Consider the following 16339-nt stretch of genomic DNA (forward strand, 5'->3'; position numbering starts at 1 on the left):
CTGACCTCCAATGAACGCTATGTGGCCGATGGAATCGGGGCAATGCGGTTAGAGAAAGACCGGTGGCGGCTCCGTACCGGTGAGGGCCGTCGCATCGTCGGCGGGTCGGGCGAGCTTCGCGGCGACCCACGCCGGCGGATAGACGAACATCGCGCAGGGCGGATCGCGCAGCGCCCGGGAGGCCACCCGTCCCGGCAACGTTTCGATAAGCGCATGCCGGCTGCGCAAGCCCATCACGATCACGTCGGCTTTCCACTGCCTGGCCTCGCGCGAAATCGCATCGGGCACGTCGTCGAGTTCACCTTGCGTTTCGAGCAATGCGGCTTGCGCATCGACACCGTGCTCGCGCAGGACCTCGGCTGCGGCTTCGAGCGCGCGTTCGCCCGTTTGCCGGAACAGCTCGTGCGGACACCATTTGCGCAGATGAAATATGCCGTCGATCACATATGCGACCTTCACCACCGCGTTCGCGGGAAGCGACGCCAAGGCCGCGCGGAGCATCTGCAATGAAGCGTGCGTGCCGTCCACCAGGATCAGCACGCGTGCGCGGTGAGGAACGCCGGTCGGAAGCTGCCCATCGGGAACGTACAGAACCGGACAGTGCGTCGAGGCAGCCACTTCCTCCGGATCGAACTGGCACGTCCAATGGTGCTTGCGTGGCGGCGACGAGAGGGCGACGAGGTCGGCTTGCCACGACATCGCCGCGCGGCCAAGCAGCGTGGCGGTGTTGACATGGAGCGCCGGCGAGTCGAGCAACTGCGTGTCCGCCTTGACGCCGGCGCCAGCCAGTTCGTCCGAAGCGCGCTTGAGCGTGATCGATGCGGCACGCGTCATTGCCCGGTGCGCTTCGCTCCAGTCCGGGTAACTGAGCATCAGCGTCGGAAACAGCGACGCGGGGTTGCAGACGATGTCTATCAGTCTGACCATCGCATTGTCCGCGGCGAACAGCAGCGCGAAGCGCGTCAGCATCAGCAGACCGCTGCCGCGCTCGCAGGCGACCGCAATTCGCGAAAACGCCGCCTGGGCCTCCGTTTTACGCTGCGAGCCTGCCATCTGTGCCTCCATCGGATCCGGTGTCCGCCCCGGCGTGGTGTCAGGGGGGGCGGCGCGCTATGACCGGTTCATGATGAGCGGCAACGACGGACCGCCGCTTGATGTACATCAAGCAGGCGCGTCCGGCGGGCGGTGGTGAACGGAAAAACCTGTGAGGTGAGCCCGGAACGGTGAACGGCGCGCAACGTCATCCGGAGAGGGTTGAACCGTGCTTCGTGGCCGACGCAGGCATCGTTCAGGTTACCTTGTCATCAGCCTGCTTGCCGCGCGACGACGATCGCACGGTCCACGGCATCATGCGATGCATCACATCGTCCTTCAATACGAGCTCGTGAAAAAGCGCAGCGGCGATATGCGCGCCGATCAGAACCAGCAGCACCCATGCGAGCACACTATGGACGTCACCCATCGCATGACCCAACGAAGCGCCTTTTGCGGAGAGTGCCGGCAACGGAACCCCGCCGGGTAGTGCGACCGTCCATCCTCGGGATGAGGCATTGATCCAGCCGGCCACGGGCACACCGATGAGCGCCGCATAGAGCAGAATGTGTGTCGCACGCGAAAGCGCGGCTATTGTCCTGGGCACATCGGCCGGCGGCGGGGGATGGCTGATGCGCCATACGATTCGGATTACCATGACCGCGATGATCGTCGCCCCCACCATCAGGTGCCACGCGATCAGTCCATCGGGCATGGTGTCGCGGTGAATGTCGGGCATGATCCAGCCCAACATGAACTGCACGGCGATCAATAGCACGATCAGCCAGTGCAGCGTGCGGGCCATGCCGTCGTATTGGAAAGATCGTCTCGTCAAGGTAGGCTGGGGTCGATAAGCGAGCAGATGGATCATGCTCGGGTGAGGTCCGAATTTACTCACCTTCCCTGAAGAAAACCTTAAGCAATGCCGGGTATGCCCGTCATGCATAAGCGGCCGGGCGTCGTGCCGTATCGAATGACGCTTGCCTCGTGGAGCAACTGATGCGAACTCTCCTCGTCGAAGACGACGACCTGATCGGCAGCGGCGTCGACGCAGGGTTGCGTCAGGCAGGATTTGCCGTCGACTGGACACGCGATGGCGTTGAAGCGCTGCTTGCGCTACGCACGATGAGCTACGCGCTCGTCGTGCTGGACCTCGGTCTGCCGCGCATGTCAGGGAACGACGTGCTGGCCGCGATTCGCCAATCGGGCAATGACGTGCCCGTCATCGTGCTAACCGCGAAGGGAACGGTCGCGGACAAGGTAATCGGCCTCGAGGCGGGAGCAGACGACTACCTCGGCAAGCCGTTTGATCTAACCGAACTCGTCGCCCGCTGCCGCGCGCTCGTGCGCCGCTCGCATGGCCGCAGTACCGAGACAATCGAGTACCGGAACCTGCGCGTCGATCCGCTGTCGCAAACCGTCACCGTCGACGACATCCCCGTCCTCCTGACCGCAAAAGAGTGGGCCATGCTGATCCACCTGCTTGCGCACCTTGGCAAGCCTCAATCACGCGCACGCCTTGAAGATAGTCTGTACGGGTGGCATTCGGAGATTGAAAGCAACGCCATCGAAGTGCACATCTCAAACCTGAGAAAAAAACTCGGCGCAGACCTGATCAAGACGGTACGGGGTTTCGGCTATGTGATGGATAAAACGCCATGATGACGTCAATCCGCGCCCGCCTGCTCGCACTGATGCTTCCTGGCATCGGCGCGGTCTGGTGCGTGGCGATCGCGTGGAGCTACCACCAGACGGCACACGAGGTCCGTCAATGGGACCGCACGCGCCTGCTGCAGACCGCGTCGTTGTTGATGCCCCTCGACACTTACAGTCTTGCGCGCCTGGCCCCGGGTGGTATCGACGTTCGCAACGAGTATCCGGAACGCCCCGATTCAGGTTCCCCAGTCGATGGCGACCAGGTGCCTCGCCGAGCGCTGCTGGAGGTCCGCGACCGGGACGGCGCGATCATTGCCCGCAGCCCGGATTTCTTGCGTTTTTTCGCTTACAGACGGAGCTCGCCCGATGCACGTGGCTTGTCCGGTTTCGTCGTCGATAGCGCGCAGTGGAACGCGGTTTCAGTCCGCGACGCGCAGAGCGGAAGGACAATCAGCCTGATCGAACCCGCGCTGACAGGCAGCGACCTCGTCAGTGGCGTTGCGGGCAGAATCGCACGGCCGATGCTGATAGGACTTCCCGTGCTGGCGGTGCTCGTGTGGGTCAGCATCGGACGAAGCCTCGCGCCACTTGCCGCCTTGTCCCGCGCAGTGCGCGCGCGCGACGCAACGCGACTCGATCCGATCGCTGCGGGGCCGGGGCCCGTCGAGGTCGGGCCGTTGGTCGAGGAGATCAATCAGTTGCTCGCTCGCGTGCAAGCGACATTCGCCCGCGAGCGCGCATTCACGTCCGATGCGGCGCATGAACTGAAGACGCCGCTTGCCGCGATCAAGGTGCAGGCACAACTCGCACTCTCGTCGCGTGACCCTGAACTAACACGCGTCGCGATGGAGCGCGTTGCTCAAGGAGTCGATCGCAGCGCGCGGCTGGCGGAACAACTGCTCCTGCTGGCGCGTCTCGACGAACATGAACGAATCGCCGCGGCGGATGTGGATATGGTAGCGATCGCCCAGGACGCGATCCTCGCGCGGCATGATGAAATGGAACAGAAAGACATCGATCTGTCGTTCGACGCGGCGAATACGGCCGTCGTCCGCGCGGATGCGACCTTGTTGCGCATTCTGATCGACAACGTGCTGGATAACGCCGTCAAGTATGGCGCCGCGAAAGGCAAGATTGCGGTCACGATAGCGCGCGACCACCGGTCCGTCGTGCTGACGGTCGCCGATGACGGGCCCGGTGTCTCGCCCGCCGAACACGAACGGATTACCGACCGCTTCTTCCGGGGCTCGAACGTGACGGCGAGAGGGACCGGACTTGGGCTCTCGATTGTCGCCCGTATCGCGCAGTACTTTGACGCGACGCTGCGCTTCGCGCCGGGCATTGCCGGGCGTGGACTTTCGGTCCACCTTGCGTTCGATGCTGCGCAAACCCGTTGATCAGACGGACGGTGCAGACGAAGCAGACGAGGTAGATCAGAAATAATCCCCGAAACAAGGCCGTTTCGAACGTCATTTCCGAAACCTTGAAAAACAGAATCGAGCCGAATACGGGCACTTGTAGTGTCAGGCATCCCGCCGCCGCGATCATCAGGTACGCGCGAACAATTCGCGCGACCCGGTAACGCATCATTTCTGGCCACATGGTTCGACACGTACTCGCTGGACGATCCAATTCGGCACAGGCTGACATACGACGCTGAGGAAGCACTTAAGCTTCGCTTTCAGGACGTAAGCGGCGGTATTTCCTGAGTGCGGGTTGAGCGTCGAAGGCGGCCCGACATCCGCATTCGCGCAGGACCTGACTAAGCGCGGACCTACCGGTGTCCTGGACTTCGCAGCTCGACGTCGCGGACGTCGCGGACGCCGCAGCGATGCTATTCGACCGGGTCGACTTCAACGGGGTGGCGGCGGTCGGTCAGTGCCCGCCCAGCGGTGCCCGCATGGTCGAGCGCGTGTGCGGTTAAAGATCGAGGTCGCGGTGCCGGCCAGCACCGTTTTTGCAATCAAGCCCCGCCTGCGCCAGGACACCGCGCCCCCCTCCTACCGCCTGGACGAACGCAGTCTGTCTGCACGCACGACGCAACCACGCAAGCAGGCGCTCGTCGCGGCCTGGCGCTTCATCGTTTCCGCCTAGTACAAAGACCGCATGCATGCTGCTGCCGTGGCGTGTTTCCACCGAATCCGACCAGATCAGCGCTCCGGACGAAGATCGGATCGCACCGCCGTGGGAGGAAAGAAACAGCAGTTCGTAAGAATCGTCAACTCGTTCGCCTATGCCGCGAAGTCGATTGGCGACGTCGAAGGTCTCGACCACACGCCCCAGCGACATCAGCGAAAAACCGCTCAGCAAAATAAGGGCGATACGGCGCGGGCGCGGCACGGTTGCCGCGCGGGCGCCGGGCGCCGCATGCATCGCTTGACCAACCGCATCGACCGCATACTCCATTTCATGCTCCTCTGCCGCAAGCAGGCCCGCTTTCGAAGTACAACATCGTAAATTCCTCCCGCGATCATTCGATATAGACGGCCGATCGCTCTCCGCTATTGGCGGATCAAAACAAACGTCTCTGTGGCTCGTATTCCATGTCGCGCGGCGCGGCAAGCAGGCGCCCCGTCGAGGCTCATGCTTTCATGCTCCCGCTGAAGTAATTGAACGCGCCACTGTAGTCGTCGCGCGTGATGGTCTCCTCCCCCGTCTTCTGCAGGACCGTTTGCCCGTTTCTGACGAGCACAAAGCGTGGCCGCCCGGGCGTCCACGGAAACGCGGCTTCATTGACCCCCGCCTGTAACGGCAACACCCAGCGATTCGCTCCGCACGTCACTTGCAGACTCGCCTCCTGCGGCACAAACGCCGTGACATGGATATAAGACGTCAATCGCCCGGAGCCGCGCGGCGGAAACGCGGCGCGGTTGGAGATCGCATCGATGAGGTTCGTATGCAGATCGACCGGATGCAGCCGGTAGAAATAAAATATCTCGTCGCGATCGATGGCAGGCTTAACGCCCGATTTGAACCAGTCGATGAAATAGCGGCTCGCATCGAGATAGCCGGTATGGTTCAACAGAATGCCAAACCGCTCGTTGTACACGAGCGCTCCCGATGTCGAGCCGATGGGCGCAACGTAAGTGGACTCGGCCCAGTCGTTCCACGTCACGATCTGCACCCAGTCCGCGTCGGCGGCAATGGCTGCCTGCCATTCGTCCGCCATGCCGTTAAAGCCATTCGTTTCGAATGCGCGATAGTTGGTACCTGACGCAAGGCCCCGATAATACGGCGTAACGGGCGCCATCAATGCCTTGCGCGCACGCCTGAGCGTGAAAGCGAGCAGCCTGATCGAACTGGCCAACGAGTCCGGCGATGCCGCCGCGCCGAAGAAGAAGTATCCGTCGGCGGATTCCGTTCGCTTCGCGATTTCCGTTGCCTGCTCCGGTCCGATCACCGCCTCTCCGCTGCCCGGCGAAAAATGCGGTATGAACCATGCGCCGAGCTGACGCGCCTGACGGATCAGCGCATTGCATCGAGCGGGGTCCCGCCCGCCAAGTCCGTAAGCGGACAACACCGGCTTGCCGTCCTGCATCAGCTGCGCATCCAGACCGCGTATCGTCGCGACGATGTCGTCGAGTTCGTTCTGCGCGTTGCCGTCGATGGAAACGAATAATTTGAAACGGCCTGAAAAGCCTTTAGCCGCCTCGTATAGAAGCAAAGCCCGCTGTTTGTAATGCGGCTCGCTCGCGTGCCAGCCGCCGCAGTTGAGCGCGAATCCGTCGATTCCGCGCGCGAGCGCGTCACGTATTTCCGCGGCATAGTCCTCAAGCTGCGCGTGCGGTCCGCCCCTCGGCCACGCGACCATGTAATGCGCGAACACGTATTTCCTCGATACGGGCGCTGCCGGCTGCGCCGCCGCCGCAACGAGCGCGTGCCCGCCCGGCAATGCAGCCAACGAAGCCGCGGCCGCCGCTTCAAGCAATCTTCGTCGTTCCATCGTTCGCGCCAGTCTCGAATCGGGATTCAGACCGAAACCGCCATGGGTTTCGTGCTTAGCCGCGCGGACAGGCCGAGCACAACGGCTCCGCCTAGCACCGGCCCGAGCGTCGCGCCGATCAGTCCGAGCGCGTAGGACAGCAGCGTGACGAGTATCAGCGACGCTCCGGCCTCGAGCGATGACAGTCTGACAAACGACCGTTGATCGATCGAGAAAACGTGCAGCGAGTAGATCCGGCAAACGAAGATCACGCCGGCACCGAGAAACGCCGCGAACATGAAAGCGAATTGACGAACCGGTTCACCTAACGAAGCGGTGGGAAACAGATGAACGCGCAGCGCAACCCAGCTGGCCGACGCGACCAGCCCGACGCCGGCAATGGCGCCCAACGCGACCGGCGCGCGCCGCACCCTCCGTAACGACCGCATCGCGCCGCCCAACTTGCTCGCAACGACCAGCGCGAATGCCTGGCCGCTATTGAATGCGAGATTGTGGACGCTCTTGACACCCCGATACAGTGCCGCGGCCGACGGTCCCAACACCAGTGTGACGAGCATGATGTCCGCATGCTTGGCGCCGGAAAAGACCGCATTCGAATACCAGCTTCCCAGTATCTCCTTGCGATGTTCCTTGAGGAAATCAAGGTAACCGAAAGTCCATGGATTGAATTTTCCAGGGGCGGCAGCCGATGCGTCGAATTCGCCCAGGTACGTACTGCCGGAAAGAACGGTAACAAGATAAGTCAGCAACAGCATCGCGCCGTATCCCGCTTCCACCAGCAGCAAGAGGTCGGGAAGCATCGGCTGAAGATCGGCGTGCGCGACGACCAGCCACACCACGGCGACGCGGCTGAGCGCCGATATGCTCGACACCGCGCATACGACGGCACTGCGTCCGTAAAGCCGCAGCACGCCGAGCGAAAAATGCGAGAGCCCGAAGCACGCGGGCGCGATCACGAGGCTGCCTGCGAAATGCGGTTGGGCAACGAGGCCCCGCTGCGCAATGAAATGCGTTATCGACGCAAAGACGATCGTTGAACCCACGGCGCTCGCCACATCGAGAAAGATGAGCGTCGAGACTTTTGAGCGGACCCGATCGATCGTGAAGATACGCGGGGAACCGAAATTGAAGAGATCGATGGCAATATAGAAAAACGCGAGCAACGCGTACGATCGGCCGAGCCAGTCCGGGTCGAGGTGGCGCAATGCGAGCGCGACCGCCACGAAGTTGCCGAGTGCGGGCAGCGCGGAGGCCAGCACCACGTAGAGGAAGTCCTTCTTCACGTGGGGCTCCTCGCCTTCAGTTCGGCACAGTAGGTCAGATACTGCGACTGCAATGTCGAAAACTGGAACCTGCGCGCGATCGAACGATGCCGTTGCGCCTCGCTTCTGCGGAACGCCGGGTCCTTCACGACGCGTTCGATGCGATCGCACAGGCCCGCAACGTCACCGGGCTTGACGAGCTCGTTCACTTCCAGCACCTCGGCAATGCCGCCGACCTGCGTCGCGATCACCGGTACGCCGAGCGCCATCGCTTCAAGCATGGCGCGCGGCATACCCTCCTGAAACGACGGCAACACAAACAGCGCATGCCGCGCGACGGCCGCGCGCACTTCGTCGCCGCCCATCGACCCCGCGAAATGCACCGCGCCGTCAATGCCGGCCTGCTTCGCTTCCCTGACGAATTTCTCCCGCAGCGAGCCGTCTCCGATCAGCGTCGCATGCACGTTCAGTCCGCGTGCGCGAAGCCGGGCGATCGCGTGTATCAGTACCGTATGGCCTTTGCTTTCGTTATGCATCATCGCCACGTTGACGATCCCGAAGCTGTGGTGCGGATCGTTCGCCGGGCCGACCGCCTGATCGAACATCGAATCGGGCAGATAGACGTCGCTGAAGCCGAAAACGCGCCGGATGTCATGTGCCGGATACTCGAGTTGCAAGGTGTAGGCGGTGACGTAGCGGACGGTCTGAGCGTGCGTCGCGGCGTACCGCGTCGCCCAGCAATGCACCGCGCGCGCGATCCGCCGCAATGGATGCCGCGATGCCGCGTCACTGAAATAATCGGCGGGATCGGCCACGATTTCGGTCGAAAAACGCTTGCCGCGCCACCAGCAGATCAGCATCGCCAGTAGCGCGATATTCCCCGGAAAGCGGATCAGCAGGACGTCTGCCTGCGCGACGGTCCGGCTGACGCGCGCGACGAGACGCGGGATACCGGCCAGCAAGGCAGCGACACCGCGATGGGCGCCAAGATCGAGAAACGATGTCCGCTCACCGGTCACACGCGTACCGACCGGTCTCGCCGCCGGAAACGAGCGCGCGGCAATACGCACCTCGTCGAAACTCTGCGTGAAACGGGCCGCAAATTTCTCGAAGCCCATATGCGGGCTATAGACTTCTGTCCCGACTCGCGAGAAATTTCCGTCCATCAGCAGCGTGATCGAAGTGTCGCGTTTCATTCTTGATGTACTCCAGCAGTTCGTCGTAGCGGTTCGCGGATGCCGTATTCAAACTGTTCCAGAAAAGGTGCGGCACCGTTCTCAGTTGCTCCACCAGCGTGGCTACCGCAGCCGGATCGAAGTCGCTGGCATGAAAGACGTACTCGTCGAGACCCAGATCGCGATACGCGGCGATGCCCTTTCGCTCATACGACAGATGGACGCTCGGCACCCCGGCAAGCACGCTTTCGAGGCTTCCGTGCAGACGCACCGAAACGACGATGGCGTCGCGGCATCGCAAGGCTTCTCGCAATGACGTGCGGCACTCGATACCGAACACACGACGGTAGAACGCGTCGTCGCTATTGCCCCGGCCGGAACTCTGCAAAACGAATTCCGCATCCGGAATCAGCTCCGCAAGGCGTTTGACGTTTCGCAGGTAAGCGTCCGAGTACGGCTTGCCGCTCAGATCACGAAACACGAAATACACCTTTTGCCGATCTATGGCGGGTTGCACCACGGTTGCCTGCACCCGTCTGGCGATTTCGAGCACCACCAGATCGCCGATCCGGATGCCGCGCCAATGCTGCAGTTGCTGGTTGCTCTTGTCGTCGCGCAGAAATATCGTGCCGACGTAACGCCGAACCAACTTTTTCAGAATGAAACCGGTGAAACCGTTGAACGGTCCGACGCTTTGCGGCAGATAAATGGTTTTGCTTCGTGCGCTGGCCGCGGCACACAGAATTTGCGTGCCATGCGCGATCAGGGCCTTCCATCCTTCGGCCGCATTTCCGGAGCGCAGATATCCGCCGCCGACGCCGAAAAATATCGCCGGACGTCGGGACACCACGCGAACCGCAGTCCTCAACACAAACTCCGCGAGCGAAATCAGCTCGACCTCGGGATCGTCGAGGTAGTTCGCGAACGCCGCCTTGTCGAGGCACACGACCGTCACGCGCCGATCTATGCCGGCCGCGCGAATGGCTTCCAGACTCAACTTCACGAGCAGTCCGTCGCCGCTGTTACGCGGGCTATAGGCGTGCAGCAGAAACACGTCATGCGCTCTCATAGCAGCTCATCATCGATCTGAAAAAGCGATCCGCGCGAAACGCGTGATCGAATACATGGCGTGCATTGGCGCCCATTCGCCGGCATTCTTCAAGCGATAACGCATTGAGCTGTCCGGCCAGGCATTCGCTGGTCAATTCGCGCAACATCAGGCCGTTGTAGCCGTGAATCACCTGTTCCGGCAATGAGCCCTCATTGGACACAACGAGCACCTTCCCGGCCCGCATCGCCTCGATCGGAACGAGCGCCATGCCCTCCCAACGCGAGGGCACCACGATGACATCCATCTCCTTCATCGCCCGACCGGTCTCCTCCGGACCCACCCAGCCGTGATACGTGACGCACGGGTCGTCGGCGCGCAGACTCACCCCGCCTCTAACCGCCGTGCCGAATATGTGCACGTGCAAGCCGTCCTTCAAACGCGGTATGGCGCCCAGAAGAATGTCGAATCCCTTTTGATAGTCGAGCCTGCCGAAGTAGCCGACCTGAATCGACATGCCGGCATCCCGCGCGGCCGCCTGCGTGGCGCCACGCTCGGCAGCCACGTCCGGCGAAATGCCGGTGTACACGAGATCGATTTTTTCCAGCGGGATGCGGTAGCGTCGGGCGGCGCGCACTTCGTCGAACGACATGCATAGAATCCTCGTGCATCGTTTCGACAGCGCTCGCTCGACCGATGCAAACAGATGCCGGATCGCCGCCGGCGTGTCCCGCTTCATGAAGGACCACGCGTGCGGCGTGTACAGCACCCGCTGCGTGTCACGATATCGGCTCAGGCGGACGTACACGCCCGGATAGGTGCTGTGGCAATGGATCACGTCTGCGTCGATGTCGTCGATCAGCGTCTTCAGCTTCCGTGCGACCACCGGAAACAGCAGAGGGTTGCGGCTCGATCGATAATGAACCACCGCCACGCCCGCGATACCCGGCTCGACCTGGGTGAGATTCATCGGGTCGCAAAGCAGGACCACCTCGTGCCCAAGGTTTCGCTGCTCGATCATCAATGCACGCACGTAGCTGGCGATTCCGCCAATCCAGGTCTCGACTACATGAACGATTTTCATGTCACGCCCCGCGATAAGTATTTGCGCCGTACCGTGCGTCGATACCGCACGGATCCGCTTTTTTTCCACAACTAACAATCTTCTTCCGTCAAACTCCCCCATGCTTCAGACACTCGGCACAACCCGCCTCGCTCACTCCGCCGTTCTTGCCCGCTCGTAGCGATACGCGATATACCGATAGGAACCGTACTTCGAGCGATAGCCGAACGCGCGCGCATCGACCGCGTTGAAAATCACGCCCTTTAGCGATGCGTTTGCGCGTTCGAGCTGTTTTGCGCTTTCGGTCAGTTCGCCTATCACGGTTTTCTGGAATCGGGCCACGAGGAACGTCGTGCCCATGCTTCCCGCGAGAATGCTGGCGTCCGCCACCGCCAGGACCGGCGGTGCGTCGATGACAACGAGGTCGTACATATCGCCGACACGGTCGAGAAGTCGAACCATGCCCTTGCTCATCAGGAGTTCGGACGGATTCGGCGGAAGGTTGCCCGTGGTCACAAGATCGAGCCCTGCCGATACGTCGCGATTGATCACCTCGTCGAGCGAAGCCTGGTTCGACAGAATGTTCGACAGACCGCGGCCCCGGGCGATACCGAAGTACTTGTGCAGGTGGCCGCGTCGCATGTCCGCATCGATCAGCAGCACGCGCTTGTCGGAGCCGCCGATGATCGCGGCCAGATTCGACGCGACGAACGACTTGCCGACGCTCGGCCCAGGCCCCGTCAGAAGCAGACGGTTGTTCGATGCCTCGAGCATCGCGAACGTCAAGGCGGTTCGCAAGCTACGTAAGCTTTCGATGGACGGGTCCGCGCGATCCCGGCTCGCAAGCAGCGAGAGGCCGCGCCTGTGCGAACGCAATTCGTCCTCGAGAGAACGCTGTTGCGGCGAGTACGGAATGGCGCCGTAGACGCTAAGCCTCGCGTAGCGCTCGATATCCTGCGCGTCGGTCACACCGCCGTACAGGTGTTCGCGGCCGAATGCGCCACACACGCCGAGCATCCACCCGCCAATCAGCGACAAGGCGATGACGAGCGGCTTCTTCGGTTGCACAGGTTCTTCCGGCACGCGCGCATGATCGACGAGACGCACGTTTCCGACCTTGCCGGCCGACACGAGCTTGAGCTGCTGAAGGTTGCTCAGCGCCCCGAGGTAGATGTCCGTATCGACCTGCACGTCTCGCAGCAACGCGACCGTTCCCTGCTCCAGATCCGGCAGGAGCTTCATGCGACCGTCGACGCCTCTGAGCCGCTGCTGCATATCGCCGATCTGCCGGTCGATCGCTTGCACGGACGGATAGTCCGGCGAGAAAGTACTGGTCAGCTCGGAACGTTTTTGTTGCAGCGTCAGCAGCGTGGTCTGCCATGCAACGGTCTCCTGCAGCAGGCTTTGCGCCTCGAGGCCCAGGTCGTACGTGCCGTGCCGGTTGCGGTATTCGTTGTAGCGCTTTTCGGCCTTCTCCAGATCGCTCTTCAGACCCGGCAACAGGCCTTCGAGGAACGCGGACGACTTGTCCGCTTCGGCCGATTTCCGTTTGATGTTCTGCGCGACATAAGCCAGGCCGATCGTGTTGAGAATCCTTGCAGTCTTCTCCGGGCTGCTACCGCGAAGCGAGGCCATGATGATGTCGCTCTGCTTGCCCTTTTGCTCGACCGTCAACTGCTTCTGCAGATCCGCTAACGTCTTGAGCTCGGAATTCCGGATCAGCGTGAACGCCGCACCGGGCTTGCCGTTGACCGACGACACCAGCAGCCGGATCCGTCCGACGCTCTGATCGGCGACCACCATGTGGCCGATGCTGCCTTCGATCGGCGCGTCCAGATCCGATTGGGTCAGGCGGAATCGGCCGCCGTCGAGCAGCGTAAGCTTGAATCGCTCGCCCTGGAGATCGACCGGTACGTCGAACAGATCGACCTTGATCGACTCGACGCCCCAGCAGAATCCGCCAAAACCCAATAGACCCGGCGTCGACAGACCTTTCGAGTGCTGCGCGATCAACCAGCCGAAAACCGGGAAATAACGCGGCGCGGCCTCGATATAAAGCTTGAGATCCTGCACGGCCTGATCGACGACCGCGCGCGACTGCAGAATTTCGATCTCGCCTTCCGCCTGCGTCTTCACATCGAACAGCGACGACACGTCGTTGAGCAAAGAACCGGCGCTGGTCGGGTTGTCCTCCTCCACCTGGACCATGATGTTGGCTTCGTAGCGCGGCCGTGCGAGAAACGCATATGCGGTGCCGAGAATCAGCACGATGGCGCAGATTGCGGCGACGGTCCACCGTCTGCCGATCAGGATATCCATATACCGGACGAAGTCGGTATCGCCTTCGCCGAGGTCGGCCGTCGTGTTGTCGATTATGTTGCTCATCGTGTTTGACATCCGTCTAAGCGAGCGCCTTGATACGCGAAGTCCATACGTCGACACCGCGAACGATCAAACCGAACGAATCGTGAAACCGGTCAATCGGTTTCCGATAGGGGTCGGGCACGTCGAAGTCTTCTGCTTCGCCGAGACGAAACACCTTTCCATGAGAGGTTGGATACCGGTGCAGCAGCTCGCGCATATGTGTCGCTTCCATCGTCAGGATCAACTCGGCCTCGTTCACGAGCGCCAGGTTGACCCGGCGTGCGCGATGCGGCGTGATATCGAGTCCGTGCTCGGCGGACACGCGAATCGCGTCGGGATCGGCGGCGTAGCCCTCCAGCGCGTCGAGCCCCGCCGACGCCACCGCGATTCCGTCGAGCCTGTCGCGCAACGCATACTCGGCCATCGGGCTGCGGCAGATGTTGCCCACGCATACCACCAGAATCTTGTTCATCATTTCCCGACGATCACTCCGGTGAGTCCCGCGTTCACCGCGGGCAATAACAGGTTCAGCACGCGGCTGAAACGGACGAGGCCGTTTCCGTCGACGTATACGATGTCGCGAGGCGCGAGCGGAAACTGATCCGCCAGAACCATCGCGACCGGCGACTTCGCATCGAGGCGATAGACCTGCGGATGCGCCGTCGTTGCATCGCGGATGACGTACACCTGGGCCGGATCCGCCGATGCGCTGTTGAAACTGCCGGCCTGCGACAGCGCGTTGCTCAGCGACAGCTTTCCATCCCGCATCGGCAACGCGGTGGAAGGCTTCGTCACTTCGCCCATCACATACACGCCGCTGTCGTCGCGCGCCTTCACACGCAAAAGATCTCCGTTATGCAAGACGATCTGCGCCGGGTTGAACCCGTTCTCGAACATCGAGGTCATGTCGAGCCGATACGACTGGCCGTTGCGCACCAGCAGCAGGCGGCTCTGATCGGCTGTGGCAGAAAATCCGCCGGCCCTGCCGATCGCGTCGTAGAGCGTCATCGGCACGTCGTTCAGCGGCTGCACGCCAGGCGTATGAACTTCGCCTTCGATAAAGACCTGCTTGGCGCGAAACGACGCAATACGAACCGTGACCTGCGGTTGCTTGAACGGCTTGACCAGTGCCGCCCGCACCTTTTCCTGGATCTGCGCCGTCGTCAGTCCGGCTACGTGCAACGTGCCGGCGAACGGAAACTGGAGGTTGCCGTCGTGGTCCACGACAAAACCAGGGACCGGGTCCGCGGTCCGGGTGGTGGTCTGGCCCGGCGCGCCTTGCGCGATGGCGAGCTCGGGATGGTCCCAAACGGTGATCTGCAGGACGTCCGCGGGCCCGACCCGATACGGCGCGGGCTCGGCAGACAGATCGCGGGCAACCCGTTCGCCATCCGCGACGCCGAGCGCACGCTGTTGCGCGATCAGCGTGGTGTCGATGTCCATGATCGGCACCGGTGCGGTTTGCGCCACCCCTTGGGCGTCATGAGCCACGTCGATGGTCGCGGGCTGGATCATCTTCTGACCGGGCGCCACCGCGCACGATGCGAGCACGACGGAAACCGCCAATACCGGAATCGCGAATACCGACCTTCGTACGCCGCCGCCGATGACATCCTCTGCAATCTGATCGCCCGTCTCTCGCATTGCATTCCTTTATTGCATTCCCTGATTGCATCCCTTTTCGCATCGCGCCATTCACGCTAACTTGCGTCCCCTGCTTTCGAGGCGAATCATATTCGCGGCAAGCACGGTCCGATTCCGTTCCGTCCGATCAGGACAAGGGGTTGGCGGATTCGGCAAAGGTGGGTCATCTGCCGTCTCGACGTGGCCGCGTTATGCGTTATTTCATCGGCATAGGCAAAAAAAAAGCCCTCCGTGACAACGTCATGAAGGGCAAAACGTTTGGCCAGCCAGGAACGGGGGGAAGCATGGCGGCCAAAGTCGGGAACCGATTTATCCGTGCGTGGGCCGCTCCGCTACATGCGCCGCGCTTGCCGATTGTCTGGCATACGAAACAAGTGGAATGACGACGTTTTCCGCCACGGTGTGCAACGCCATTCGCTCGTTGCATCCGTCGAGCAGCATCCATAGGCCGCATCGATGCACCGGCAAACGGCGCACGTCGCCAAAGAAAAGTGCGATATGCGTTGTCGAACTGCCGATCGACCGCTGCATCGCCCGATTGGCGCCAACGCAGTTCCAGCAGAACGGTCCGCATGACTCAGAAGTCGACCTGACGAGATGGATCACCATGTCGAGCCCTTTGCCGTCGCGGTGTCGCAAGACCTCCCACGAAGCCTTGGCTCCAGAACCGGGCAGATCCTGAAGCCAGCCCTCGACCTCGAAGTCGTAGAAGCCCCACAAACGAAGCCCCACACGCATCACACTCAGGCCCGAGTCCATCGCACCTCCGATTCCGCTGGACCCGGCCATCAATCGATCATCGCGACGACGCGCTCGCGTTCGTCGAGATACGCGCGAAAATCGGCCGCGAGTTCCGCATGACGCAGCGCGAATTCGACGGTCGCCTTCAGATAGCCCAGCTTGCTGCCGCAGTCGAAACGTGTGCCGTCGTATTTATACGCGAGCACCTGTTCGTCGTTGAGCAGCGACTGGATCGCGTCGGTCAGTTGCAACTCGCCGCCCGCGCCCGGCTTCAGCGCGCGGATATGTTCGAAGATGCGCGGCTTGAGCACATAACGGCCGACCACGCCGAGATTGGACGGCGCGACGTCCGGCGCCGGCTTTTCCACGATGCCCGACATCTTGATGATCGCGTCTTCCCATTCCTTGCCG

16 protein-coding genes are annotated in these 16339 nt (G+C 62.0%); 3 read left to right on the plus strand and 13 right to left on the minus strand.

Going from position 1 to position 16339, the window contains the following annotated elements:
• Window positions 1-48 precede the first annotated feature (48 nt).
• Entirely contained in the window at window positions 49-1053 is a 1005-nt protein-coding gene (locus tag ACYPXD_RS18540; protein WP_459714259.1) for a universal stress protein, read from the minus strand.
• A 235-nt stretch (window positions 1054-1288) separates the two neighbouring features.
• A complete protein-coding gene (locus ACYPXD_RS18545; protein WP_459714311.1) occupies window positions 1289-1903 on the minus strand; it encodes a cytochrome b in 615 nt (204 codons plus the stop codon).
• Between the two features lie 128 nt (window positions 1904-2031).
• Here ACYPXD_RS18545 and ACYPXD_RS18550 point away from each other — a divergent pair, with 128 nt between their 5' ends.
• The 3 genes from ACYPXD_RS18550 to ACYPXD_RS18560 all read left to right on the plus strand — a co-directional run bounded on the left by ACYPXD_RS18550 (window position 2032) and on the right by ACYPXD_RS18560 (window position 4612).
• On the plus strand, window positions 2032-2694 hold the full coding sequence (locus ACYPXD_RS18550) for a response regulator (protein ID WP_459714261.1): 663 nt from the start codon (window positions 2032-2034) through the stop codon (window positions 2692-2694).
• Complete coding sequence (locus ACYPXD_RS18555; RefSeq protein ID WP_459714263.1) at window positions 2691-4085, plus strand: ATP-binding protein; 1395 nt, start codon at window positions 2691-2693, stop codon at window positions 4083-4085. Before ACYPXD_RS18550 ends, ACYPXD_RS18555 begins: the two co-directional genes overlap by 4 nt.
• A gap of 383 nt (window positions 4086-4468) precedes the next feature.
• Window positions 4469-4612: a hypothetical protein gene (locus ACYPXD_RS18560; RefSeq protein WP_459714266.1), complete on the plus strand. Its 144-nt coding sequence runs from the start codon at window positions 4469-4471 to the stop codon at window positions 4610-4612.
• On the opposite strand, the gene ACYPXD_RS18565 is transcribed toward ACYPXD_RS18560, so the two are convergent.
• From ACYPXD_RS18565 to ACYPXD_RS18615, 11 genes are all read right to left on the minus strand, one after another.
• Window positions 4609-5094: a type 1 glutamine amidotransferase family protein gene (locus tag ACYPXD_RS18565; RefSeq protein ID WP_459714269.1), complete on the minus strand. Its 486-nt coding sequence runs from the start codon at window positions 5092-5094 to the stop codon at window positions 4609-4611. The two genes, ACYPXD_RS18560 and ACYPXD_RS18565, sit on opposite strands and share 4 nt — an antisense overlap.
• Before the next feature lie 175 nt (window positions 5095-5269).
• The gene (locus ACYPXD_RS18570; protein WP_459714271.1) at window positions 5270-6631 is read right to left on the minus strand and encodes a glycoside hydrolase family 71 protein; all 1362 of its coding nucleotides are present in this window, start codon (window positions 6629-6631) and stop codon (window positions 5270-5272) included.
• A 26-nt stretch (window positions 6632-6657) separates the two neighbouring features.
• Window positions 6658-7914, minus strand: a complete 1257-nt coding sequence (locus tag ACYPXD_RS18575) for a hypothetical protein (protein WP_459714274.1) — start codon at window positions 7912-7914, stop codon at window positions 6658-6660.
• A complete protein-coding gene (locus ACYPXD_RS18580) occupies window positions 7911-9089 on the minus strand; it encodes a glycosyltransferase (RefSeq protein WP_459714277.1) in 1179 nt (392 codons plus the stop codon). Before ACYPXD_RS18580 ends, ACYPXD_RS18575 begins: the two co-directional genes overlap by 4 nt.
• On the minus strand, window positions 9019-10137 hold the full coding sequence (locus ACYPXD_RS18585) for a polysaccharide pyruvyl transferase family protein (protein ID WP_459714279.1): 1119 nt from the start codon (window positions 10135-10137) through the stop codon (window positions 9019-9021). The genes ACYPXD_RS18580 and ACYPXD_RS18585 overlap by 71 nt, the downstream gene beginning before the upstream one ends.
• Window positions 10124-11302, minus strand: coding sequence for a glycosyltransferase family 4 protein (locus ACYPXD_RS18590; protein WP_459714281.1), 1179 nt, complete (start codon window positions 11300-11302; stop codon window positions 10124-10126). Before ACYPXD_RS18590 ends, ACYPXD_RS18585 begins: the two co-directional genes overlap by 14 nt.
• A 30-nt stretch (window positions 11303-11332) precedes the next feature.
• The gene (locus tag ACYPXD_RS18595) at window positions 11333-13564 is read right to left on the minus strand and encodes a polysaccharide biosynthesis tyrosine autokinase (protein WP_459714283.1); all 2232 of its coding nucleotides are present in this window, start codon (window positions 13562-13564) and stop codon (window positions 11333-11335) included.
• A 16-nt stretch (window positions 13565-13580) separates the two neighbouring features.
• Window positions 13581-14018, minus strand: a complete 438-nt coding sequence (locus ACYPXD_RS18600) for a low molecular weight protein-tyrosine-phosphatase (protein ID WP_459714286.1) — start codon at window positions 14016-14018, stop codon at window positions 13581-13583.
• The gene (locus tag ACYPXD_RS18605; protein ID WP_459714288.1) at window positions 14015-15187 is read right to left on the minus strand and encodes a polysaccharide biosynthesis/export family protein; all 1173 of its coding nucleotides are present in this window, start codon (window positions 15185-15187) and stop codon (window positions 14015-14017) included. Before ACYPXD_RS18605 ends, ACYPXD_RS18600 begins: the two co-directional genes overlap by 4 nt.
• Before the next feature lie 309 nt (window positions 15188-15496).
• Entirely contained in the window at window positions 15497-15946 is a 450-nt protein-coding gene (locus ACYPXD_RS18610) for a hypothetical protein (RefSeq protein WP_459714290.1), read from the minus strand.
• A gap of 29 nt (window positions 15947-15975) precedes the next feature.
• Window positions 15976-16339, minus strand: a 364-nt coding sequence (locus ACYPXD_RS18615; protein ID WP_459714292.1) for a sugar phosphate nucleotidyltransferase, incomplete at its 5' end; no start/stop codon positions are given.

It is taken from the genome of Paraburkholderia sp. 2C (assembly GCF_054589215.1).